The organism is Streptomyces misionensis (assembly GCF_007896895.1).
Classification (GTDB): domain Bacteria; phylum Actinomycetota; class Actinomycetes; order Streptomycetales; family Streptomycetaceae; genus Streptomyces; species Streptomyces misionensis_A.
The window spans coordinates 20,386-22,588 of the sequence record NZ_VOGW01000085.1; the positions used below are offsets into that span (position 1 = coordinate 20,386).

2 protein-coding genes are annotated in these 2,203 nt (G+C 78.2%); both read left to right on the forward strand.

Going from position 1 to position 2,203, the window contains the following annotated elements:
* The first annotated feature begins 7 nt into the window (after positions 1–7).
* Positions 8–1,123 carry a hypothetical protein gene (locus tag FRZ03_RS14675; RefSeq protein WP_146465595.1) on the forward strand — a complete coding sequence of 372 codons (1,116 nt, stop codon included), beginning with the start codon at positions 8–10 and terminating at the stop codon, positions 1,121–1,123.
* A 112-nt stretch (positions 1,124–1,235) separates the two neighbouring features.
* Positions 1,236–2,195, forward strand: a complete 960-nt coding sequence (locus FRZ03_RS14680; protein ID WP_146465596.1) for an NAD-dependent epimerase/dehydratase family protein — start codon at positions 1,236–1,238, stop codon at positions 2,193–2,195.
* Positions 2,196–2,203 lie beyond the last annotated feature (8 nt).

Genomic DNA, 2,203 nt, shown 5'->3' on the forward strand with positions numbered 1-2,203 from the left:
CGAGCCGGTGGCGCGTGGAGCCGACGGCGGTCGCGCACCGGCCCCCGGGCCGGGCGTCGTCGATCCCGTCAAGGCGCTGCTGCACCGGCACCGGGACCTGTGCGAGCGGGCCGTGGATCCGCTGGAGATCGCGGCCGGGCTGGAGGCGGAGGGGATCACCGACCGCACCGCCGCCCGCTTCCGGCACCGCGACGTGTTCTCGCTGGCCGAAGAGCTGTACGCGCGCGTGCCGCGCACCGGCGCGTCACGCCCGGAGCCCGAGCCGCCGCTGCCCGTGCCCCGGATCCGCGCCCGCTGGGCCCTGTCGGCCCCGCTGCCCGGCGCCGTCGCCGCGGCCACCATCGCCGCCCTGCGCCTCACCCAGGGCCACCCCCGCCTCCTGGTGGCCGTCGCCGGTCTCCTCGCCGTGGCCCTCGCCGTCCGCGCCGCACTGCGCACCGGGCCCCTCGCCGGTCCGCCAGGTCCCCGCGCCTGGACCCTCTGGCTGCTCGGCTACGCGCTGTTCGGCGACGGCCTGCTGCACAACGTGCTGACCGGCGGCCCCGACACCCTGCCCGACGGCACCCCGGACGGCGGCTGGCCCACGGCCCTCGCGCCCGCGCTCGCCCTCGCCCTGGCCGTCGCCCCGGCGGCCTGGTGCGCGCACCTGCTCGCCGCGGGCGCCCGCCGCAGGCTGGCCGGCAGCCGGGGCCTGGAGGACTTCACGGCGGCGGTACGACCCCTGCTGTACGGCACGTTCACCCTGTTCCTCGGCGCGCTCGCCGCACTGCTCGCACTGTGCGGCGCGGTCCTCGGCGAACCCGCGGCCCGCCCGCAGGCGCTCACCCTCGGCGCCCTGCTCCTGCTCGCGCGCCTGCTCACCGTGCACCGCCACCGGCGCGCCCCCGCCCTCGTGCAGGCCGCCGCGGCGGTCACCGAGGCGGCGGCCCTGGCGCTGCCCCTGGCCGGCCGGCTGCCCCACTGCGGCTTCCTGGCGACACCCGTCCGGATGCTCGTGGACACCTGGGGCGAGGCCGCCGTACCGGCCCTCGCCTGCGGCATCGCGGCACTGACCCTGCTGCTCCACGTCGGCCGCACCCTCACCCGGGCCTCGGCCCACGCACCCGTCGCGGACCCCGAGTGAGCGCCCCCACAAGCCACTGGCAAGACCCCGTCGAAGGAGAACCCGACATGCTCACCTCCCACCGGAAAGTCCCCGAACCCACCGCACCCGCCGGCACCCCCGGAGCCGCCCGATGAGGGTCCTGCTGATCGGTGCCAACGGATACCTCGGCCGGTTCGTCGCCGAGCGGCTGCTCGCCGACCCCGCCGTCCAGCTCACCGCGCTCGGGCGGGGGGACGACGCGGACGTCCGGTTCGACCTCGCGACCGGCAGCCCCGGGGCGCTGACCCGGTTCCTGGACGCGGTCCACCCGGGCGTCGTGATCAACTGCGCGGGCGCCACCCGCGGCGGGGCGCGGGAACTGACCCGGCACAACACCGTCGCCGTGGCCACCGTCTGCGAGGCCCTGCGCCGCAGCGGCTGCGGGGCCCGGCTGGTGCAGATCGGCTGCGGGGCCGAGTACGGGCCCAGCCAGCCCGGCTCCTCCACCGCCGAGGACGCCGTACCGCGCCCCGGCGGCCCGTACGGCGTGAGCAAGCTCGCCGCCACCGAACTCGTCCTCGGCTCCGGCCTCGACGCCGTCGTGCTGCGGGTCTTCTCACCCGCGGGCCCCGGCACCCCGGCCGGCTCCCCGCTGGGCCGGCTCGCCGAGGCGATGCGCCGCGCCATGCAGGCCGGTGACGGCGAGCTGAAGCTCGCGGGCCTCGGCATCCAGCGCGACTTCGTGGACGTGCGCGACGTCGCACGCGCCGTGCACGCCGCCTCCCTCTCCGCCGCCCAGGGCGTGATCAACATCGGTTCCGGGCGGGCCGTGCGGCTGCGGGACGCCGCCGGCCTCCTCGCCCGCGTGGCCGGCTACGGCGGCGCCCTGCACGAACTCGACGGGCCGCCCGGCCCGCTGCGCGGCGCCCTCGGCCATCCGCGGGGCGAGGCCGAGCCCACCGCCCCGGCGGCGTTCCCGTACCCGGACGGCTGCGGCAGCTGGCAGCAGGCCGATGTCCGCACCGCGCGCGACCGGCTCGGCTGGCGGCCCCGGATCAACCTGGAGGAGTCCCTGGCCGACATCTGGATGGAGGCGGCATGCCGCATCTGACCAGCACC

Bases quoted from the DNA above. Each gene is read 5' to 3' on its own strand.
- FRZ03_RS14680 (WP_146465596.1), top strand. From the start codon at position 1,236: ATGAGGGTCCTGCTGATCGGTGCCAACGGATACCTCGGCCGGTTCGTC.